Genomic DNA, 2,103 nt, shown 5'->3' with positions numbered 1-2,103 from the left:
TCGAAAATCCGCATATATTTCCTATGAACACAAGCTTTTAGAGCAGCGGCAGAAGCTGTTCCCGAATGGCATCCCGACATGAGTCGACAATACCGAAATCCACATCCCGATAGCTCCAGACCGCACAGGCAATGCCGTACTCCTCGAAGATGCGGTGCACGGTTTCGAACCAGCGCAGCGTAGAGGCATCGTCTGCCTGCTGGATGACGCCGTATGCGCCGCAGTACAGCGGGATGTTGTTGCGCTCCGCCGTTTCCACTGCCGGCTGGAGAAGATTGCGGAACAGTTCATCCTGCACGTTGGTAACGCCCGACTGGATCAGCGGTTCGGTGAACGCCTTGCAAGCCGCCGCCGACAGTCGCCGGTACTTGTCAATCTCGTCCGGATAGGGGATGTTGACCGTCTTGGGTGTGCCTCTGACCCAGTCTGCACTCTGGTGGGTGAACACCATGGGTTCGTAGCAGTGGAAACCGTACACCAGATGCTCATCCGCCGGCAGCTGAAGCAGGGGGATGGAAGCGGCTCTGTCGTTCCGGATACCGCTCACCACAATGGGAACGGTGGGGCAGATGCCACGGATGGCGTCGATGGTCTTGGCGACCACACGATTCCACCGGTTGGGGTGCTCCTTCTCCAGTACCTGATCCAGCAGCTCGAACGCCAGAATGTCGCTGTAGGACTGGAACCGCTTGGCGAGCTGGTTCCAGAGGGAGACGAACCGTGCCTGAAGTGCCGGATTCTCAAAGAAGTCCGAGGATGCATAGGCACTCTCCGGATTGTAGCCGTATGTTTTGTGCAGCACCAGAACGACGTTCAGATTGTGCTTCTTACACCAGCGCAGACAGCAGGCGATTCGGGCATAGCCGGACTCCCGTTCGATAGAGCCCTGTGCCTCGATCAGCTCGTAGTCTATCGGCACACGGACGTGATCCATGCCCCAGCTGGCGATGTGAGCGATGTCGTTCTCTGTGATGAATGTGTCATAATGTCGGTCGGTGTGGTCGCACTGGGAGAGCCAGCCTCCCAGATTGATGCCGCGCTGGAATCCATTCCAAATTTGCATGATGAAAAACCTCCTGTATTTCGTTGTTCAGCGATTCTTGGTGCGACAGGGCTGCTTTGCACATTGGGCAGAAAGCACACCCGGAAAGATAGAATAATTTTTCTTTTTATTTTAAAACTTTTCTTTATTTTACGAGGATATCGCTGGAAAAGATATCAAAAAACTTGCTTTTTTATCAGAAATATGATATAATACCTAGTGAAAATGCATAGAAAGAATATCACATGAAGAATATATGACAGCAAAAATGCAAAATGGAGGCAACTTTATGACACTGGAATATGAATGGCAAAAAGAGGAACAAAAACGGCAGGAGGAACCAGAGGCGCACACGCCGCCGGAAACCGAATTTGAGTTTCTCGCATTGGTGCAAAACGGAGATATTAGAGGGGTGAATGCCAATTTGAGCCAGCGTAAATTTCGCCAGATCGCACTGGTCACGCCCCTCTCCAAGAACATGCTGCAAAATTTTCGCTACCACTCTGTGATCACCATTGCACTGATGACACGGTTCTGCATTGACGGCGGCATGCCCATGGAGCAGGCGTACCGCATCAGCGACTTTTACATTCAGAAGATCGACGAGGCGGGGAATCTGGATCAGGTGGAGATGCTGCACAATGCAGCGTGCCGGGATTTTACTCAGCGCATGGGGGAGGTGCGGAAGCGTCCCATCTCCTCCAAGCCCATTACCCTGTGCCTGAACTACATCTATAGCCACCAGCACGACCGCATCACTGTGCAGACCCTCGCCAGAGAAATCGGGCTGCATCCAAGCTACCTCTCCCGTCTGTTTCGGGAGCAGATGCACTGCACCCTCCACGAATACATTCTGAAAGAAAAGGTGGAGAGTGCCAAGCAGATGCTGCAATTTTCCGACCGGAGCTTTGCCGACATCGCCAACCTGCTGGCGTTCTCCTCCCAGAGCCATTTTACACAGGTGTTCTCCAAGTTCATTGGCATGACTCCCAGACAGTATCGGGACAAGCATTTCCGGAATAATTTGATGTGAGAGCTCGTGTTCATAGGCGTCTATCTAC

At 52.6% G+C, this 2,103-nt stretch carries 2 protein-coding genes; one reads left to right on the top strand and one right to left on the bottom strand.

The genetic code is table 11. From position 1 onward, the window contains the following. Positions 1-37: 37 nt before the first annotated feature. Positions 38-1,063, bottom strand: a complete 1,026-nt coding sequence (locus QZL66_RS00010; RefSeq protein ID WP_022409735.1) for a glycoside hydrolase family 5 protein — start codon at positions 1,061-1,063, stop codon at positions 38-40. A 268-nt stretch (positions 1,064-1,331) separates the two neighbouring features. Between QZL66_RS00010 and QZL66_RS00005 the strand changes: the two genes are divergently transcribed. Continuing rightward, a complete protein-coding gene (locus QZL66_RS00005; RefSeq protein ID WP_022409734.1) occupies positions 1,332-2,075 on the top strand; it encodes a helix-turn-helix domain-containing protein in 744 nt (247 codons plus the stop codon). Positions 2,076-2,103: the final 28 nt, after the last annotated feature.

Origin of the sequence: Ruminococcus sp. CAG:330, from assembly GCF_000437175.1 — a bacterium.
Taxonomy (GTDB): Bacteria; Bacillota; Clostridia; order Oscillospirales; family Ruminococcaceae; genus Ruminococcus_C.
The sequence above is the reverse complement of the archived record's forward strand: the minus strand, read 5'-3'. Positions and strand labels throughout refer to the sequence as shown.

Excerpts from the sequence above, each read along its gene's own strand:
- QZL66_RS00010 (WP_022409735.1), bottom strand. The coding sequence starts at position 1,063 with ATGCAAATTTGGAATGGATTCCAGCGCGGCATCAATCTGGGAGGCTGG.
- QZL66_RS00005 (WP_022409734.1), top strand. The coding sequence starts at position 1,332 with ATGACACTGGAATATGAATGGCAAAAAGAGGAACAAAAACGGCAGGAG.